Source organism: Paenibacillus sp. DRB1-1, from assembly GCF_052119485.1.
In the GTDB taxonomy this organism is placed as follows: Bacteria; Bacillota; Bacilli; order Paenibacillales; family Paenibacillaceae; genus Paenibacillus; species Paenibacillus polymyxa_B.
The window spans coordinates 1,705,724-1,723,938 of record NZ_JBODQH010000001.1 but is presented as its reverse complement, the minus strand read 5'-3'; the positions used below and the strand labels follow the sequence as shown (position 1 = coordinate 1,723,938).

The window sequence follows — 18,215 nt, the reverse complement described above, 5'->3', positions numbered from 1 at the left end:
TGAAAGAATATGTCTATGTCTTTCGATCAATATATGAGAGATTCAGTTCAGCCAATGCGTGATGAACTGACGAATCTTGGGATTCAGGAACTGCGTACTTCTGAAGATGTGGAGGCCAAGCTGCCTAATGCTAAAGGTACAGTGCTGGTTGTTGTGAACTCGGTATGTGGTTGTGCCGCAGGCCAATGCCGCCCAGGGGTGGCTGAAGCATTGAAGCATGATCTTACGCCAGATCATCTGTATTCGGTTTTTGCCGGACAGGACAAGGAAGCCACAGCAAAGGCTCGCGAATTTTTCGCACCTTACCCACCGTCTTCCCCTTCTATCGCGCTGTTGAAAGACGGCGAGCTGGTTCACTTCATCGAGCGTCATCAGGTGGAGGATCGTTCGGCAGATCAGATCGCTGCTGATTTGACCAGTGCATTTGATCGTTTTTGCCGGTAAGACTACTCAAGCTATGCCCCGCATTTTTCGCCTGCGAAACTTGCCGGGGCTTTTGCATGTTGGCTTGTGAAGGAAATTCCTAAAAAAGAGGTGCTTATCTGATGAGTTTGCAGGAACAGATTATTGCTGAATTGGGAGTACAGCCTACGATTAACGTAGAAGCGGAGGTCCGCAAGCGTGTGGATTTCCTCAAGTCGTATGTAACGAAAACGGGAAGCAAAGGGCTGCTGATCGCCATCAGTGGCGGGATTGACAGTGCCGTAGCAGCCGCTTTGTGCAAGCGGGCTACAGATGAGTTGACGCAGGAGCAAGGGGACGAATACAAAACGCTGGGTGTATTCCAGCCATATGGCCAACAGGAAGATATCGAGCATAGCTACGCGGTAGCCAAAGCGTTCGACCTGAAATATGCTGGGGAAACGAACATTAAGGAAGCCGTGGACAAGGTTGCCGTGGAAGTGGAGCATACGTTAAAGGATATCGGTCTGGAGCGTTCCATTACTCCGCAAGTGAGAGGGAATGTAAAGGCAAGAACACGTATGGTGGTTCAGTACGCACTCGCGAATGAGCTGAATTTGCTCGTCGTTGGCACAGATCACGCTTCAGAAGCCATCACAGGCTTTTATACCAAATGGGGCGATGGAGCGGTCGATATTACGCCACTTAGCACGCTTAACAAACGTCAGGTGCGCTTGCTGGCCAGCTATCTCGGAGTTCCGCAGGCCATTTTGGACAAAGCGCCTACAGCAGGATTGTGGGAAGGCCAGACGGATGAAAAAGAACTGGGGATCTCCTACGAAGCAAACAGCGACTACCTGGAAGGCAAGGAAATTGACCCGGCGGCACGCGAAAAGCTGGAAAGCTTCTTTACACGTACAGCGCATAAGCGGACAAGCATCCCAGGAGTTTAAGCATTAATCATTATGGAATTGTAAAATGCTCAAGTGAGATTTTGCAAAAATCCAATAAGCGATTTTCAATAAACAATATATAGATCGAAATGTTCTAGTTCGTCTATATATTGCACTTGGAGCGAATGGAATCGAATTTTGCAAAATCCTGAAGTAAATAAATGCGGCGATCCGCCCGGCGGATCGCCGTTTGTATTGAAGGGGCAATAATTAATTGGCGATCCACTCAATGAAGCGGCGGGTTTCGGCAATCGCCTGATCGAGTGGAAGACTGCCTCCCTGGAATGGATGAACGGTATTAAAGGTATGGGTGCCGCCTTGAATTTGTACCCATTCGATGTCGGGACGAACGGAAGTGAGCAGGGCAGAGCCTTCCCGTAGACGTTTGGAATCTTCGGTTCCCTGGATTAGTACAGCTGGGAGCTGGCTGTTGGCAAGTCTGTCTACAATGGCAAAACGCTGGCGATTTTGTTCCAGATCTTCCAGAATGACAGCATCCAGCGGAAGCTGTTGTCTGGTTCTGGTGTTTTCCACATAGCTGCGTCCCTTGGCGCGCATTTCTTCTTTTTGCGGTAAAGTAAACAAATCAAGATCTGTCACGCCATTCCATGAAATGACGCCAGCAATCTCGCCGGGATGATCTAGAGCATATACAAAGCAGCTCCCCGCGCCTCGGCTATGTCCTAACAGAAACAACGGCAATTCTCTGAACTCATGACGTGCTCTTAGATTGGATAGCAATAGTTCCAAATCCTCTTGTTCGCGGCTATAGGTGTTACGTGCGAACTTTTCCAGCTCGGTAAAATTCTCTAGATCCTCACCTATGCCATTATGTGAAAAGTTGAAGGTCACAACATGGTTATCCATACTCAATGCTTCTGCTATATAGGGGAACATGCCCCAATCCTTAAATCCTTTGTAGCCGTGAGCGATGATGAGCAGGCTTTTGGCTGTATTTTTAGCGGGAAACCAGGAAGCGCGGATCACCGTATCTGTTCCTGCTTCGGTACCTGCTTCAACAATAATGGTTTCTGACATCCTATCCTTCCTTTCTACGGGAATTTTTTTAAATGGGCATATCAGCTGAATTTCAAAACATTCACCTATAGCCTTTCTTATTTTAACATATTTTGGTGCTGTTTTTACGCCTTTGTGACTCGCCAGGGTGTGGACGCACTGTTACAATAGATCCAGTAAAGTAAAAAGGACGGGGAATACCCAAATGATCTACGGAATTGGACATGATGTGCTGGAAATAAGCCGTATGGCTCATATTTTGGCAGGTAAATATGCAGATTCGTTTTTGAATCGGGTGCTGACCCCGGCAGAACGTGAGCTTGCTGTGGAACGCAAGGGTAGACTAACGGAGTTCGTAGCAGGGCGCTTTGCTGCCAAGGAAGCGATAACGAAAGCCTTCGGTTGTGGAATTGGGCAAATCATTGGGTTCGGCGATATGGATATTTTACCGGAACCTGGGGGGAAGCCAGTAGTTTATTTGTCTTCATCCGCGTGGGATAGACTGAGGTTGCCGTCTACAGGTGACTCGAATTACAGCATTCACTTGAGTATTACACATCAGCCTAACATTGCCTCTGCTTTTGTGATTGTCGAATATAAGGAGATGTGATGTGATGACTACAAATACATTGGAACAAAAGCGTTATTTCAGCTTTGAACTGTTGAATTGGTATACACGTAACAAACGCGATTTGCCGTGGCGCCGCCATCGGAATCCTTTTTATATCTGGATCTCGGAAATTATGCTTCAGCAGACGCGTGTGGATACGGTCATTCCGTATTTTAACCGCTTTATTGCACGTTTTCCTACAATTGAAGCGCTGGCGGAAGCACCCGAAGAGGATGTGCTTAAGCTGTGGGAAGGGCTGGGTTATTATTCGCGGGCCCGGAATTTGCAAACTGCGGCAAAACAAGTAGTTGAGCTTCACGGCGGGCAGGTACCGGATGATACACAAGCTGTCGCTGCACTGAAAGGAGTAGGCCCGTATACGACGGGGGCGATTATGAGTATCGCCTTCAACCGACCAGAGCCTGCTGTGGACGGGAATGTGATGCGTGTGCTGTCGCGTTATTTTCTCATTGAAGAGGATATTATGAAGGGCAGCACGCGGGCGCATATGGAAAGTCTGGTACGGGAGCTGATTCCCGAAGGAAGAGCCTCTGATTTTAATCAGGCTCTGATGGAATTGGGGGCGCTGGTCTGCACGCCGAAGTCGCCTCATTGTCTGACCTGCCCAGTCATGGAGCATTGCTCGGGCAGGTTGGCAGGTCGCGAGGAGACACTGCCAGTCAAGACCAAGGCGAAGCCGCCGCGGCTGGAGCCGCGCTCCGTTGCTCTCATCGAGGGCAGCGGAGCGAACGCCGGCCGCTTGCTCGTACGGCAGCGCCCGGCCAAGGGCCTGTTGGCCCGCATGTGGGAGCTGCCGCATGAGCTTGCCGGGCCGGAGGGCTACAACGGCCCGGTGCCGGATGAGCCCGCCATGGACCATTTGGCGGCTCATTTGCTGGCAGAGGGCGTGCTTGCGCGCCCGGTGCGGTTTGTACGTGAGGCGGAGCACACGTTCAGCCACATTCACTGGAACCTGCGTGTGTTCCAGTGTGAAGAGGTCGCCGCCCCTGCCGATGAGGCGGGAGGACAACCGCTGGCTGCCGAGCAGCGGGCCAGCTACAGCACCGGATCGAAGCCGGGTGCATTGATTACGCTGGCTGAGCAGGCGGAGCACACGCGCAATGCGCTGCCAGCGGGGTACCGCTGGATCAGCGAGGCAGATATGGCCACCTTGGCGTTTCCCAAGGTATTCCTCGATCTGATCACCGAGTATTATGCGAAGCAAAAAGGGACCTTGGTATAGGTCCCCGAAAGCTGCCGGGATAAGTCCCAGCAGCTTTTTTTGTTCTTTTTTTATTCCGTCTGACATTTCATAAAATAACGATACGTATAGGCAAGGCTTCGTTGTTAAGAGCTCTGACTATTTTGAATTACATGGCCTGTTCAAAAATGTCGATGACTTCTTGTTGTGTAGGTTGAATCGGATTGGTTGCTCCGCAGGCATCTTTAAGCGCGTTCGCTGCAAGTACAGCAAAATCTTCACGTTTGACACCGAGTTCTTCCAAACCAGATGGGATGTTGACCCGTTTAGCCAGCTTCTCGATAGCCTGCAGGGCGAGGTTGGCTCCTTCTTCAGGTGTAACACCGTCCGTTTTCTCGCCGAGTGTACGGGCAATGTCGGTAAGCCGTTCGGCGGAGGCCTTGGCGTTATAGCGTTCTACATGCGGCAGTAAAATGGCGTTACAGACACCGTGTGGTAGATTGTAGAAGCCGCCAAGTTGATGCGCCATCGCGTGAACAAAGCCTAATCCGGCATTATTGAACGCCATGCCTGCCAAAAATTCAGCGTAGGCCATTTGGCTGCGAGCCTCCACGTCGTTTCCGTCATCGACGGCTCTAGCCAGATTGTCCCGAATCAGTTCAATGGCTTTGAGGGCACAGGCATCTGTGATGGGTGTAGCATTTGTGGAAACATAAGCTTCAATAGAGTGAGTGAGCGCATCCATTCCTGTTGCGGCAGTTAGAGATTTGGGCATGGCCATCATCAGATCAGGATCATTAACAGCAATGAGTGGTGTTGTGTGCTTATCCACAATTGCCATTTTGATATGGCGCTCTTCATCCGTAATAATACAAAACATTGTCATTTCGCTCGCTGTTCCTGCCGTTGTGTTAATAGCAATCAAAGGGAAGGAAGGCTTCGCGGATTTATCCACGCCTTCGTAGTCGCCAATCTGTCCACCATTAGAGGCCAAAAGAGCGATTCCCTTGGCGCAGTCATGAGGTGACCCTCCTCCGAGCGAGATAATGAAATCGCACTTGGATTGCTTCAGCAGGTCCAATCCCTCATTCACATTGGAAACCGTAGGATTTGGCTGAGTACCGCTGTATACGACGGATGTAACGTGTAGACCGTCCAACATGTTTGTTACTTTTTTCACAATACCGATGTCAACTAAGGGCTTATCAGTTACGATCAACGCATTTGTAAAGCCCAACTTTCCGATTTCTGTACCTGCATTCGCCAGTGAACCTGAACCCATAAGACTCATACCCGGCATCATGAATTTTGAAGATCCTGTCATCGTGTGCATCCACCTTTATTATTATTTTGAGTTAAATCGAGGTATAATGATGGAGTTAAAGGATCTCATTACCATCCTTATAGCCTAATCATACTGCCCCATATTGGGGGGAACTAACGCATTTTATTATAAAATATCGTGATTTTTAAAAGGGTGAGATGGATGGAACAATCCAAGACTTTAGGCGATTTTAATCGTTATAGTGAGCTTCAATATGGATATGAAACCGATCTGATCAGAATTTTATACTATGATCTTCCGGAGAATTACTATGAGAAATACGCTTCATATGAATACCCGAAACTGTGTACTATTTTGGAGGGAAGGAAAGAAGTCAAGATCAATGAAGTGGAGCATTTTGAATATGATACTCAGGAAATTATTCTACTTCCTCCACAGTCCAGCGTTGAAATGAAAATTAAAGAACACACCAAGGCGCTGGTATTTGAATTAAGTGATCAGTTAATGGAACGTCTGAGGGATGTGGTAGAGGAGGAATTTCAGGTTTCAGAGAGTACTCCTACTCATTCAGTGGTTCGCTGCGAGCTGAACGAAAAGACGGATTTACTTACCGCTTCCATGGGACGGATCAAGCAATATATGGAACAACCTGCCGAGAGTGGAAAATTCCTGATTGATCTAAGCGCTCAGGAAATGGCCTACCATTTGCTACAGATGCAGGTGCTTGAACAGCATTTGCTCACGAATGACCGACATCCTGTGTTCCGCGCGATTCGTGACATTCAGGAGCAGCTGCCCGGCATCAGGCATGTGAAGGATTTGGCGGATAACTACAACATGTCACATGCCAATTTTACGAATCAGTTCAAAAAAATAACCGGTTTAACTCCACTTGACTATATTACGAATCAAAAGATGCAGCTCGCCAAGCAATGGCTCCATCACAGAAATGTAACGGAGGTTGCTTTTGATTTGAATTATGAGAGCGTTTCTTACTTTATTGGTCTATTTAAAAAGAAATATGGCATTACGCCTAAGCAGTATCAGATGAGTGTGCAACGGCAGGCAGTTCTTATGTAATGTGAAACATATAAAAAAGTAAAAGGGCCGTCCTTCGTAGTAAAAAACTACGGAGGACGGCCCTATGTTCACATGTATATATATTTACTGCTTAAAGCTAATCGATGCTACCATCGCTCTCAATCAGTCCTTTGCCGATTACATTGGCCGAAACCGGAGGTTTGCCGAGCTCCCGAGACCATATGGACAACTGCCCAATATGGTGGATTTGGTGGGCAATGACATGGCGCATCACCTCGCCCCAGGCATCAATTACAATTCTGCCGTCCGGGAGGTGATCTTCAAACCTTTTTCGTTCCAGACCATCATGCCAGGTGAGCACGAACGGCTCGACATCGAGTCGAAACTTTGCATCCAGCTCACGGACTTTGTCGAGCGTATCATACAGAGAGAAGTCCTCCTGAAAGTCGGGTTTACCCTGAATCGTTTGAATCCAGCTCCACTCCACATCAACGATATGAAAGAGTGTCTTTAGAATGCCGCCGACTCCGCCGACGCGTTGTTTCAGTAATTCCTCCTGCGACACCTCTTCACACCAGCGGTACCATTGTTCCCGAATTATCCAGTTGTAACGAAAAAAAGTCTGCATCCATCAACCTCCAGGGACTGTATTTAAGAATCATCTCCATCAGTTTACCATGGAATGCCAAAAGGGCTGTCTCATTCGTAGAAAATCTACTTTTGAGACAGCCCTTTATTATAGGATAGAGATGTTGTTACTGGCTTATTTCTTTGCAGCCGCGTAACGTTTGTTTACTTCATCCCAGTTGATTACATTGTAGAATGCTGCAATGTAGTCTGGGCGTTTGTTTTGATATTTCAGGTAGTAAGCATGCTCCCAAACGTCCAGTCCAAGTACCGGAGTCAGACCTTCGGACAGCGGGCTATCCTGGTTTGGAGTGCTAGTGATCGCCAGTTTGCCGTCTTTGCCGACAACCAACCAAGCCCAGCCGCTACCAAAACGTGTTGTAGCTGCTTTAGTGAAGTCTTCTTTAAATTTGTCGTAGCCGCCCAGCTCGTTGCTGATTGCTTCAGCAATAGCACCTGTCGGTTGTCCACCGCCGTTAGGACCGATAACTTCCCAGAACAGGCTGTGGTTGTGGTGTCCACCACCGTTGTTGCGAACCGCAGTGCGGATGCTTTCAGGAACGCTGTCCAGATTGGAGATCAGATCCTCCAGACTTTTGCTTTGCAGTTCAGGAGCGCTCTCCAGAGCTGCGTTTAAGTTCGTTACATATGTGTTATGGTGACGATCATGGTGAATTTCTACTGTCAGTGCATCAATGTGCGGTTCCAGTGCGTCTTTTGCGTAAGGAAGTTCTGGTAATTGAAATGCCATAGTAAAATCCCTCCTGGTTATATGGTTGGGTAAGTGTTCCTATGTAATAATACCCTCAACAGTTATATTAAACCGCATTCAGCCTATTTAATCAACATTTTTGTTTGTAAAATAGCAAACTGGGCAATACGGCCTGGTAGCTAGCATGTCCAAAAACCCGATTGGAATACATAATACATAGGTAATAAGAGGTAAATTGTGAACATTAAAATGTAAACGCTTTATATATAGCGCTTACATGAGAAAAAGGGATGTATTCCATCAAAAAGTATGGTTTAATGTTCAAGGAAGCAGAAATTTCGGCTTTTTTGTCGTCTGCTATAATCTGTCATGTCTATGACATGACGAACTTGAGGGCATACACCCTTTTCCTGTTCTTCATTTCATATATAGCAGATCGTATGCATTTTTATCATAATGCCTTGTGATTAACACCATGATAAGAAATTTAAGGATTTATGTAAAAATGACGGTGCTGTCTCAATTTTTTTATTATGCTTACGAAAAGGGAGATATTACTTATGCACGTTCGTTCCTTTCAATTAAGTGATGTGAACTCAGTAACGGAACTCATGCAAATTGCCTTGTCAGAGGAGTGCTACAAAGAGACGGTGAGTGCGTTTGCACGTCAGCTTTCGTGGGATTCCGGTTTGATCATCGTTGCAGAAGAAGAGGGTGAGATCGTTGGTGCTTTGATCGGCACGATCGATCAGAATGATGGTTGTTACTATCGTATCGCTATTCACCCGGATCGTCGTCGGATGGGAATCGGCAAATCGCTTGTGGAATCCATGGAGCAGCGTTTTCAGCAACGTAAGGTTAGCCGTATTTGGGTAGCAGGGGACAAGCATAACAGTGCGGCCATGCCTTTGTACGAAGCGATGGGCTATGGAGCAAGCCAGATTTTACAAGCTTTTCAGAAGCTGAGTATTCTGGCGCCTCATTAATCGGGAATCGAAATAAAGAGAATTGAATAACATTAAGTATAATATTTACATTTAGAGCATATCTGAGTAACCGTTGCAATCGGGTACGGGATATGCTTTTCTATTTATAACAGGGTTGAGGAGGTTTAATTATGGACGCTTTGGCTCCTTCGTCAGGCCCACTTCCCTCGCCGGAAACGTCCAAACCAGCAGGTCGCTCTGGTTACATACGCGATTGGTTAGTCACTCTTCTGATCGCCATGGTCGTCTTGCTGCTTCTGAACCTGTTTGTATTTAACTTGTCCACGGTCAGAGGACATTCGATGCAGCCGACGTTAATGGAAAGCCAGCATTTGTTCGTCAACAAGCTGGTTTATAATTTTCATGATCCGGGCAGGGGGGACATTGTGATTTTAAAAGATCCCGATTCCAAGCTGTCGAGTCCAAGATTTTTAGTGAAAAGAGTCATAGGTATTCCCGGAGATGTAATTCGGGTTGAACATAATCATTTGTATGTGAACGGTGAACTGCTAAATGAACCTTACACCAACTCTGACGTGGAGGATGGTGATTATGGTCCTTTTACGGTGGAGCCGGAGCACTTTTTTGTCATGGGAGATAATCGCCATACTGCAGCAAGCAAGGATAGCCGCTATTTTGGCAGCATTAAATCTCAAGATTTACTGGGACGTGCAGAATTTATATTTTGGCCGATATCTGAGTGGAAATGGCTATAGAGCAACTAAAGTCTGAAATGAATGCGGAACACGTCCGAACCGATCAGGATCATGACGGAGCAGGCGGTTACCGATTAGGAAAGGAAGAGGATTATGAAAGAAGTGATGGTATATACCGACGGTGCTTGCTCGGGAAATCCGGGCCCTGGGGGCTGGGGGATTGTTTTGCTGTATGGGGAACATCGTAAAGAGCTGTCAGGTGCCGAGAAAATGACGACAAACAACCGTATGGAGATCAAGTCCGTGATTGAAGCACTGAAGCTGCTCAAGGAGCCTTGCCATGTGAAAGTGCACAGTGACTCTGCCTATGTCGTCAATTGCTTCAAACAGGGCTGGATTAAGAATTGGCTTCGTAATGGCTGGCGCAACAGTAAAAATCAGCCAGTGGAGAACAAGGAACTATGGGAAGAATTGTGGGAACTGATGGGTAAGCATGAGGTTGAATATGTGAAGGTTAAGGGACACAGTGACAATGAACTGAATAATCGCTGTGATTTTCTGGCGACCAGTGCTGTTAAAAATTTACGGTAGCATCTGCTGCTGTTTTCTGTTGAAATTTGAGATATGAGAATTTTGCAAATCCTCATATCTGTAATGATAAAAAGTGGAAGAGAGGTGAGTATCGGATGCAACGCGGATTGACTCAGGCGGCTGCCGGAACCGCTTCGACTTGGGCTTCGCTCAAGCAGGAAATTATTGAGGCAGCTCCAGGGCTGGGTATCGACTCCATCGGGTTCGCATCCGCCGACCCCTTTCTGTCTCTGAAAGCTATATTGGAAGAGCATCGTGCGAAAGGCTATGAATCCGGCTTTGAAGAGCCAGATATTGATAAGCGGATCTACCCGGAGCTGTATGGCTCACAGCCTGCATCTCTGATTGCTATTGCAGTGGCGTACCCTTCCAAAATGAAGGACCCGCCGAAGTCGGACAAGGGGAAGTACCGTGGTATTTTGGCACGTTCAGCCTGGGGGAAAGATTATCATCTGGTACTACGCGAAGCGATGGAAAAGCTTGAGGCTTTTATAAGTGAGCGGGTACCTGATGCCATATTGAAAAACATGGTGGATACCGGAGAATTGTCCGATCGAGCCGTTGCGGAACGCGCAGGGATTGGATTTAGCGGCAAAAATACGATGATGATTTCACCGACGTTAGGATCATGGATTTATCTAGGTGAGCTGTTGACGAACATTCCTTTCCAGCCAGATGAACCAGTAACGGATGGTTGCGGCGAGTGTACCAAATGTTTGGATGCCTGTCCTACGGGCGCGCTTGTGGGTCCTGGACAGCTGAATGCCCAGCGGTGTGTGTCCTTTTTGACGCAAACGAAGGGCTTTCTGGATGAGGAGTTTATGCGGAAGATAGGGAATCGGCTGTACGGATGTGATACCTGCCAAATGGTATGCCCCAAAAATCGGGGTCTCAACTGGGATCACCATCCTGAGCTTACACCCGATCCTGAAATTGTGAAGCCGTTGCTGCTGCCGTTATTGGATTTGAGCAACCGTGAATTCAAAGACCGATTTGGACAAAGTGCGGCGGCTTGGCGGGGGAAGAAGCCCATTCAACGCAATGCAGTCATTGGACTGGGCAATTTCAAGGATATCAGCGCAGTGCCCAAGTTAACGGAGGTTTTATTGAATGATCCGCGTCCCGAGCTACGAGGCACGGCGGCGTGGGCTTTGAGTCGAATAGGAGGGGAAAACGCTATGACAGCGATCAAGCAAGCATCAGAGAAGGAACAACATGAGCAAGTACGCGAAATGATCGCGCAAGCGCATTCCAAACTAGAGGAACAAGAGCAGGCAGAACAGCAAAAGGCGTCTGAATTACCAAAATCAGAAGTAACGGCGGGAGATTCACAGGGGGGTCCAACCACCATTTATTATGATGAGATGGAGACACCTGTGGGCACGTTGACGCTGTGCGCTACGGATCGGGGGCTGTGCCGAATAGACTATGGCGTTTTTCATGCGAAGGAAGCACTGCTTCAGCAATGGGCCCGAACATGGATTGGGGAATATGTCTATGTGCAGGAGCCGGAAAAACTGCGCGAAGCCGCAGACCAATTGCGTGAATATTTTGCGGGAGAACGACGGGAATTCAGTATAGCCTATGATTTGAGAGGCACTCCTTTTCAAGAGCAGGTATGGCGTGCACTGCAAAATATTCCGTACGGGCAAAGTGTGTCCTACAAAGATATTGCGGAATCGATCGGACGAGCCAAGGCGGTACGTGCTGTGGGTGGAGCCAATAATAAAAATCCGTTACCCATCCTGTTTCCATGTCACCGGGTATCGGGTGCAAACGGAAGTTTGGTCGGCTATGCTGGAGGCTTACCAGTCAAGACGAAGCTGCTGGATTTGGAGAAACAATAAGGACATATGTTTGCAAAAAGTGATTTGCTAGCTGTCCCATGTTTTGCTATGATAGGTTCGTGCAATTCAAGATGTTTCATATAAATATACAGAGGTGACGACTTCGTGGTGTGGAATATTGTCATTCCGATTATTACCCTGATTGCTGGTTTGGTTGGGGGATTTTTCATCGGTGCTTATTATCTTCGTAAACAGCTTGAAAAGATGCAAAACGACCCTGAAACGCTGCAAAAAATGGCCAAACAGATGGGTTACAACTTGAATGGGAAACAAATGCAAAAAGCCCAGCAGATGATGAAGAACCAACAGTTCTCCAAAAATCAGCCTGGTCCGCGTAAAAATCAGGGCCGTCGGAAATAATGAGCAACGAGAGCACGGATGCCGCATGAGGTTGCTGCATAGAGGAGGATTACTGTGGCTGGCGTAAAAGATTATATTAACCGCAAAGCTGCGGATAACCGGGATAAAATCGAGTACCATGTGGAGCAGATTTTACAACTGATCGGTGAGGACCCCAAGCGTGAAGGGTTGTTGGAAACACCGGCACGCGTTGCGCGCATGTATGAGGAAATATTTGCGGGTTATGAGGTTGATCCCCGGGATGCGTTGGGTGTGACATTTGACGAGAATCACGAGGAGCTTGTGATCGTGAAGGACATCGTCTATTACAGCCAGTGTGAGCACCATATGGCTCCTTTCTTCGGAAAAGTGCATATCGGCTATGTACCCAGCGGCAAAATTGTAGGACTGAGCAAGCTTGCACGTCTGGTAGAGGCAGTGACCCGCCGATTGCAGGTACAGGAGCGTATTACATCACAGATCGCTGATATTTTAAATGAAGCGGTCTCCGCTCACGGGGTTATGGTGGTCGTGGAAGGCGAGCACTTGTGCATGTGTGCAAGAGGTGTCAAAAAGCCTGGTAGCAAAACGGTAACGTCTGCAGTACGCGGTACGTTTCGTGATGATGCAGCGCAGCGCGCAGAGTTTTTGTCGCTGCTCAAGGATTGATCGAACATCGCAAGACGTTTATGTGATGAACAAAAAAAGGGTGGTTTACGCATAGGCGTAGCCACCTTTTTTTGTTAACATCAGAAATAGAGACGACGGGATAGCTACCTTAAAATTACGATTTGCCTATGGATAACAGTTATTTTTAAGATAGGGGATAACGTATGGAGAATGTACATAGATCAACAGAAAAAACAACAGCTTTGCCTGAGTTGCAGTGGTTTGAAACGCCACTCGCGGCCACTCAGGAGGATGTTTTGTCTCCGCTGGCTTGGGAGGAGTTGGCCTGTCGGCAAGTAGGGAAAGGAGCTACACCCATTTTGCATCTATGGCGGCATCCGTCAGCGCTTGTGATCGGTCACCGGGACCGAAGGCTTCCCTACGCCCCACAGGCGATGGAGCGAGTGCGCAACGCGGGAACCTCGGTATGCGTACGCCCCTCGGGTGGAGCAGCCGTCATGCTGGACAGGGGGGTACTGAACCTGTCCTTGATCCTGCCGAATCCACAGCGGGCCATCAGCCTGCATGAAGATTTTCGGCTCATGGCAGCGCTAATTGCCGATGCGCTGGTTCCGTGGTCTGGCGAGGCGCAGACCGGAGAAATCCCCGGGTCCTTCTGTCCCGGGGATTACGATGTCAGCGTCCGGGGCCGCAAGTTTTGCGGCATTGCACAGCGGCGCCAAGCCAAGGCGTATATCATCACAGCCTTCGTGATGATTGAGGGCAGCGGTGCAGAGCGTGCAGAGGCGGTGCAGCAGTTCTATACAGAGGCAGCCGGGGACACGTTGGCAGGCGTGCAGCAGCAGGATTACCCTCGGGTGAATCCAGCAACGATGGGTAGCCTGGCAGAGCTGGCTGGCGTGCCGTCTGTTGAGGCGTACACGTCATCTCTGCGCCGTGTCGTTGAGAGCCGGACAGCCATTTTACCTGCCGATGGCTGGCTGGTACACCCGGAAGGATTGACCGAACAAATGGCAGCGCTCAGAGAGAGATACGATTTGCAGGTGTAATTTTTATTTAGCTTAGAAGCCTATTAGTGCGTGTTCAAAAAGTCGGCTTTTCAGGATCGAGAAGGTTGGATGAAGCCAGGGACTGAGTAGCGGAGCGTAGACAGATCTACGTGAGCAACGGAAGGTCTGGCTGAATTCAAGATTCGACGTCGAATCCGCTTCTTGATTAGCTTCGTTATGGAAAGACGACTTTTTGAACAACCTCTAGAAGGGTTGCCATCTCAGTTTGGAGGCTTGGGTATAGCGCGCCTCCACCTCTGGCCAGTTAACGACATGCCACCAATCCTCAATGTATTTGTTGCGCTCGTTTTGATGCTTTAAGTAATATGCATGTTCCCATACATCTATCGCCAGCAGCGGAATGGACTCCCATTGAGTCAGATTCTGGTGCTTTTCGGCCTGCAAAATTTCAAGCCGTCCCGCGCGTGGACTCCATACCAGGATAGCCCAGCCGCCACCCTCGACCTTTTCGGCTGCCGAGCTGAATTGCTTTTTGAATGCATCGTAGCTGCCAAAATCCTTTTTAATCTGTTCAGCCAGCGGTCCGCTTGGGTTTCCACCGCCTTGAGGACTCATGATCGTCCAAAAAAGAGTATGCAGATAATGGCCTGCGCCGTTGAATGCCAGTTCACGTTCCCAATGTTTTACGAGGTCAAAATCACCTGTTTTTCGGGCTTCTTCCAGCTTCTTTTCCGCTTTATTCAGGTCATTCACATAGCTCAAATGATGCTTATCATGGTGAATACGCATCGTTTTCTCATCAATATACGGTTCAAGCGCATTATAGGGGTAAGGGAGCGGCGGTAGCCGATGTCCCCCAATAGGAACCGACCGGCCGATTGAGGTCTTTTCCGTTGCCGAAGGTTGCGCTTGGCTGGACTTGACGCCTTTAGTCGTCCATGCGCCTTCTCCCCTTATGCCTGCCTGCCGTTCTCGAAACGCTTCCTCTGGGTAATTCTCACCCTCTTCCGCTACATGATACAACCTAGCAGCCCTTGCGATGGAGCCGGGTTCTTGAAAGGGGGTTGTCGAGATCAGGAAATATTGGCTTTCATGTGCCGCGTGTAATACAACTCCGGCGGATTTTGGCTGCTGACGCAATGCATGACTGTGCTCGCTCAGCAGACCGAGCTGTCGTACATACTCCTGTGACTGACGGTTTGCGGTTTGCAGCAAATCGTCCAGTCGACGATTTAGTTCTTGGGAGTCAGGCTGAGTGTTTAAGGCTGACTCTGTCAATGGTATCTTTACAGATGATGTTGCGTCTAATCCCCTTGACTGTTTTGAATGTTCAGTGAATTCGTGTGTATGTGCTTGTGGAGCAGCCGACATCTGTTTCCATTCCTGATGCCACGCCTGATCTGCCGGATCGAGTGCGCTCCGTTGCTCTTCTAGCAACTCTATGGCGGTGCGTTCCGTCTGTTCGAATACAGTCCGCCAATCATCCAGCAGCCGTACATAAGCAGGCTCCAGTCCCTCGGTAGCGGATTTAATTACTTCCACATGCCAACTTTCCTGCTGCTTCCAATGCCGAATTTCCTCCAGCACACGTAAGGGCAGGAAAGACCCATAAGTACTCAGCATCGTTTTTTACCTCCCGTATCCTACTATGGCTATCCGGCGGATCTGGCAGATCTGCCCTGGATGCATACGTACCCAGTATATTCGCTGTCTCATCAGGAATATGTCTATGAACTCCCTTAATCCGGTCACATCTGTTACGTAGAACAATGAATAACCATGGAAAACGAAAAAGAAGCCCAGCTACGGCACGGGTTAAGTGTCATAGGCAGGCTTCTTCCAGGCGAAGAATAGAATACAGTTCTTCGAAGAATTTACTTCGTAGTCGTTTGTTTGTGGGCATCAGCGACGGTTTTCTTATCCTCCAGCTCCTGTACACTGCTTAGAAACGTCGATACCCGTCGCAAATATTCACGAGGGTGCTCTCTGAAGATAAGCTCATGTATCCCGTTTTTAACAATCCATACACTGGAAAGCGGATTAGTTTGATTGGCAGCGAGCTTTTCCGCAATAGGATAAGGAGCTTTTTCATCCTGTGTACCATGCACAAACATGATCGGGAACGGATAGTTTTCCTTTTTAACCTCCTGATATGGAATCTGATGCAAGCTGGTGCCGTTCAAAACTGGAAACAGCAACTCCAGAATTTCCAAAGACGGATGTCTTGGCAGATTAATTTGATTGTGAATGTTATGGTACAGCGTATCCGGTTCCAGCAGGAAGGTGCTGTCCAAAATCATTGCGTCCACATCCTTGGTTTGCAAGCCCGCCTGAAGAGCGGTTCCTGCCCCCATAGAGAAGCCCCATACGATAATCTCCGACGAGCCGCGTTGCTTCGCAAGCTGAATTGCCCCGAGAAGTTGCTGGGATTCCGCTTTGCCTCCGGTCGCGACTGCTTTGCTGTTTTGTGACGCGAATCCATAATCGAACATGACTACATTAAAGTTCAAACTGTGGGCATAATGCGCCAGATCATACATGGGAATCCAGCTTTCTTCGCGGTTAGCTCCATAACCATGGCTGAAAATAATCGTTTTCCGCGATTGATCCGCTGGGATATACCAGCCTTGTACCATGCGGCTACCATCCTTGGCAGGGAAGCTGACTTCCTCATAAGGCATGCTTTTGGCCTGCATCGGATTAGAGTACAGCGGTGCAACGGTGGGATTCGTAAGTACCCATGCGATGTAAGCATGCAAGGCAATAAAACAAAACAACAGAAAAAAGACGACCGACAGCAGCAGAGCAATCACAACGTGCTTGAACCGCAGCAGACGGGGATTAAAGAGTGGGGTGGACGGCTCCTGAACAGCGGTCTGTAGCTGAGAGTTGCGCTGGGATGTCGAAATCATGTAAGAGCCTCCTTATATAAAATTGATCTTCGTTTCATAGAATATAGGTATAATTCCACTTGAAAATGATAGTGTAGATCCGTATAGATACCTATTATCGTATGATGGGGATTATCCAAAGTCAACGCCTGAACCGGAAAAGTAAAAATGATGCAAAGAATTGTCGATGTTTGTTCTCGTTCTGTAATATGGTTGTCACAAAAACATCGGTTTACAGTAGCCGCGACTATTCTATATAATTTATGTAACCATGTTTCATAGTGTGAAACGAATATGGATACAAGAGGAGCGGTTCACGATGGAAGACCGTAAATTAACCGTTCGCGCTGTAGAGCGTGCACTTGATATACTGCTGTGTTTTACCGCAGATTCGGATCTTGGCCTGACGGAGATTGCCTCCAAAATTGGTCTACATAAAAGCACGGTTCATCGGCTGCTGACTACGTTGGAGGATCGGGGCTTTGTCGTTAGGAATGCCGAAACGGAAAAATATCGACTTGGCTTCCGCATTTGGGAGCTATCCACGCATTTGTCCCAAAGTGACGAGCCGGCGGTGTTGTTACAGCCTGCAATGGAAGGATTACGTGACCGTTTGGGCGAGACGGTCAGCTTGTACTTACGGGACGGCAGCATGCGTATTCGCATACAAGCCGTGCAGAGCAATCAGGCGATTCGCAGGGTCGCGCCTGTAGGTGCGCGTATGCCGCTTGCTGTAGGGGCCTCTAGCAAGGTGCTGGCAGCCTTTATGCCGCCGCAGGAGCTGGAAGCTCTGCTAAGCGGGGATGAATGGCCGCCCTCGGTAGACCCGGAGGTCTATAAAGCCCAGCTACAGGATATCCGCGAGAAGGGCTATGCGACCAGCTATGAAGAACGGGAGCCAGGGGCTGCTGCTGTGGCTGCGCCAATTGTAAACCGGAAGGGACAGGTCACTGCGGCTTTATCTGTATCCGGTCCGGTCAGTCGGCTTGCACCCGAGACGCTACATGACTTTGCTCCGATTTTGATTGAAGCGGCGAAGGAAATGGGGCTTATGCTTCCGTAACAAGAATGAACACAGTTGAAGCAAGCAGAGTGATTTGATGGGGAGCGTCTCCTTGGTAAAGGGAACCTAGAAGGGTTGCCAAAGCCATAAATTTAAAGTAGTCTGGTAAGGATGGCGGGATATCTGTTATAGCCGCCTCATGTGAATAGAAGTATCACAGTTACTGGGGGAGCCTGTAATGCCGGGCTGAGATGGAATCGTGCAAGATTCCGGACCCTTTGCACCTGATCTGGATCATACCAGCGTAGGGAAGTAATCGGCCAATGAAATGTATACGCGGCTGCTGTCTACGGTGACGCATTGGAATAGGATTATTCCACATGCGTACTGTCTGGATAGCTGCCTCGTTAGATT

19 protein-coding genes and 1 riboswitch are annotated in these 18,215 nt (G+C 48.4%); of the genes, 13 read left to right on the top strand and 6 right to left on the bottom strand.

Annotated features, from left to right (window positions below; all coding sequences use genetic code 11):
• The first annotated feature begins 9 nt into the window (after positions 1-9).
• Complete coding sequence (locus ACQW03_RS07580; RefSeq protein ID WP_023986978.1) at positions 10-444, top strand: BrxA/BrxB family bacilliredoxin; 435 nt, start codon at positions 10-12, stop codon at positions 442-444.
• A 101-nt stretch (positions 445-545) separates the two neighbouring features.
• Positions 546-1,355 (top strand): ammonia-dependent NAD(+) synthetase, encoded by an 810-nt coding sequence (gene nadE, locus ACQW03_RS07575; protein ID WP_025722646.1) that lies wholly within the window; start codon positions 546-548, stop codon positions 1,353-1,355.
• 210 nt (positions 1,356-1,565) lie between these two features.
• On the opposite strand, the gene ACQW03_RS07570 is transcribed toward nadE, so the two are convergent.
• A complete protein-coding gene (locus tag ACQW03_RS07570) occupies positions 1,566-2,393 on the bottom strand; it encodes an alpha/beta hydrolase family protein (RefSeq protein ID WP_441949048.1) in 828 nt (275 codons plus the stop codon).
• A gap of 184 nt (positions 2,394-2,577) precedes the next feature.
• Here ACQW03_RS07570 and acpS point away from each other — a divergent pair, with 184 nt between their 5' ends.
• Together acpS and mutY are read left to right on the top strand one after the other, a co-directional pair.
• Positions 2,578-2,982 carry a holo-ACP synthase gene (gene acpS / locus ACQW03_RS07565; protein ID WP_071639517.1) on the top strand — a complete coding sequence of 135 codons (405 nt, stop codon included), beginning with the start codon at positions 2,578-2,580 and terminating at the stop codon, positions 2,980-2,982.
• Positions 2,983-2,986: 4 nt separating this feature from the next.
• Positions 2,987-4,225, top strand: a complete 1,239-nt coding sequence (mutY, locus tag ACQW03_RS07560; protein WP_441949045.1) for an A/G-specific adenine glycosylase — start codon at positions 2,987-2,989, stop codon at positions 4,223-4,225.
• Positions 4,226-4,352: 127 nt separating this feature from the next.
• On the opposite strand, the gene yiaY is transcribed toward mutY, so the two are convergent.
• The gene (yiaY, locus tag ACQW03_RS07555; RefSeq protein ID WP_071639519.1) at positions 4,353-5,507 is read right to left on the bottom strand and encodes an L-threonine dehydrogenase; all 1,155 of its coding nucleotides are present in this window, start codon (positions 5,505-5,507) and stop codon (positions 4,353-4,355) included.
• A 162-nt stretch (positions 5,508-5,669) separates the two neighbouring features.
• Here yiaY and ACQW03_RS07550 point away from each other — a divergent pair, with 162 nt between their 5' ends.
• Entirely contained in the window at positions 5,670-6,548 is an 879-nt protein-coding gene (locus ACQW03_RS07550; RefSeq protein WP_076293123.1) for a helix-turn-helix transcriptional regulator, read from the top strand.
• A 97-nt stretch (positions 6,549-6,645) separates the two neighbouring features.
• Here ACQW03_RS07550 and ACQW03_RS07545 read toward each other — a convergent pair whose 3' ends face one another.
• Both ACQW03_RS07545 and ACQW03_RS07540 read right to left on the bottom strand, forming a co-directional pair.
• Entirely contained in the window at positions 6,646-7,137 is a 492-nt protein-coding gene (locus tag ACQW03_RS07545) for a DinB family protein (protein ID WP_076293122.1), read from the bottom strand.
• A gap of 135 nt (positions 7,138-7,272) precedes the next feature.
• Positions 7,273-7,887, bottom strand: coding sequence for a superoxide dismutase (locus ACQW03_RS07540; RefSeq protein WP_023986992.1), 615 nt, complete (start codon positions 7,885-7,887; stop codon positions 7,273-7,275).
• Between the two features lie 521 nt (positions 7,888-8,408).
• Here ACQW03_RS07540 and ACQW03_RS07535 point away from each other — a divergent pair.
• The 7 genes from ACQW03_RS07535 to ACQW03_RS07505 all read left to right on the top strand — a co-directional run bounded on the left by ACQW03_RS07535 (position 8,409) and on the right by ACQW03_RS07505 (position 13,946).
• Positions 8,409-8,834, top strand: a complete 426-nt coding sequence (locus tag ACQW03_RS07535) for a GNAT family N-acetyltransferase (RefSeq protein WP_023986994.1) — start codon at positions 8,409-8,411, stop codon at positions 8,832-8,834.
• Positions 8,835-8,965: 131 nt separating this feature from the next.
• Positions 8,966-9,550 (top strand): signal peptidase I, encoded by a 585-nt coding sequence (lepB, locus tag ACQW03_RS07530; protein WP_025722634.1) that lies wholly within the window; start codon positions 8,966-8,968, stop codon positions 9,548-9,550.
• 93 nt (positions 9,551-9,643) lie between these two features.
• Complete coding sequence (gene rnhA, locus ACQW03_RS07525; protein ID WP_023986996.1) at positions 9,644-10,081, top strand: ribonuclease HI; 438 nt, start codon at positions 9,644-9,646, stop codon at positions 10,079-10,081.
• A 95-nt stretch (positions 10,082-10,176) separates the two neighbouring features.
• Positions 10,177-11,928 (top strand): tRNA epoxyqueuosine(34) reductase QueG, encoded by a 1,752-nt coding sequence (gene queG / locus ACQW03_RS07520; protein ID WP_441949041.1) that lies wholly within the window; start codon positions 10,177-10,179, stop codon positions 11,926-11,928.
• Between the two features lie 105 nt (positions 11,929-12,033).
• Positions 12,034-12,288 carry a YneF family protein gene (locus ACQW03_RS07515; protein ID WP_013308742.1) on the top strand — a complete coding sequence of 85 codons (255 nt, stop codon included), beginning with the start codon at positions 12,034-12,036 and terminating at the stop codon, positions 12,286-12,288.
• A gap of 54 nt (positions 12,289-12,342) precedes the next feature.
• Positions 12,343-12,936 carry a GTP cyclohydrolase I FolE gene (gene folE / locus ACQW03_RS07510; protein WP_013308743.1) on the top strand — a complete coding sequence of 198 codons (594 nt, stop codon included), beginning with the start codon at positions 12,343-12,345 and terminating at the stop codon, positions 12,934-12,936.
• A gap of 164 nt (positions 12,937-13,100) precedes the next feature.
• Complete coding sequence (locus ACQW03_RS07505) at positions 13,101-13,946, top strand: lipoate--protein ligase family protein (protein ID WP_441949038.1); 846 nt, start codon at positions 13,101-13,103, stop codon at positions 13,944-13,946.
• Positions 13,947-14,150: 204 nt separating this feature from the next.
• On the opposite strand, the gene ACQW03_RS07500 is transcribed toward ACQW03_RS07505, so the two are convergent.
• Together ACQW03_RS07500 and ACQW03_RS07495 are read right to left on the bottom strand one after the other, a co-directional pair.
• Positions 14,151-15,530, bottom strand: coding sequence for a Fe-Mn family superoxide dismutase (locus ACQW03_RS07500; RefSeq protein WP_441949036.1), 1,380 nt, complete (start codon positions 15,528-15,530; stop codon positions 14,151-14,153).
• Between the two features lie 251 nt (positions 15,531-15,781).
• Complete coding sequence (locus ACQW03_RS07495; RefSeq protein ID WP_071639526.1) at positions 15,782-16,819, bottom strand: alpha/beta hydrolase; 1,038 nt, start codon at positions 16,817-16,819, stop codon at positions 15,782-15,784.
• Between the two features lie 298 nt (positions 16,820-17,117).
• On the opposite strand from ACQW03_RS07495, the gene ACQW03_RS07490 reads away from it, so the two are divergent.
• Positions 17,118-17,861, top strand: coding sequence for an IclR family transcriptional regulator (locus ACQW03_RS07490; protein WP_071639527.1), 744 nt, complete (start codon positions 17,118-17,120; stop codon positions 17,859-17,861).
• Between the two features lie 155 nt (positions 17,862-18,016).
• Positions 18,017-18,129, top strand: a riboswitch (TPP riboswitch).
• The last annotated feature ends 86 nt before the right edge of the window (positions 18,130-18,215 follow it).